At 59.2% G+C, this 245-nt stretch carries 1 protein-coding gene; it reads right to left on the bottom strand.

Going from position 1 to position 245, the window contains the following annotated elements; all coding sequences use genetic code 11:
• Nucleotides 1-245 (bottom strand): ribonucleotide-diphosphate reductase subunit beta (locus GPK89_RS16465; protein ID WP_252261731.1); only part of this gene is annotated, 245 nt, incomplete at both ends.

The following is a 245-nucleotide window of genomic DNA, read 5'->3' as shown; positions in this document are numbered from 1 at the left end:
AGATAGCGGATGTAATCGCTGATCATCTGCCGGTTCAGTCCCGGGATGTCGTCGCCGATCACATAATGCCCCCATGCGATCTCCTGCTCCACGCCCTCACGCATCATCTCGCGCAGCGCTTGTACGCTCTCGGCGGTGAACAACTCCGGCTGCTCCTTTTGCAGCTCCGTGATGATATTGCGGAACAGCCACAAGTGCGTGTTCTCGTCGCGGTTGATATAGCGGATCTCCTGCGCCGAGCCGGG

The organism is Gemmiger formicilis (assembly GCF_018784445.1).
In the GTDB taxonomy this organism is placed as follows: domain Bacteria; phylum Bacillota; class Clostridia; order Oscillospirales; family Ruminococcaceae; genus Gemmiger.
Note: the sequence above shows the minus strand (reverse complement) of the source record. Positions and strands in the feature narration are given on the sequence as shown.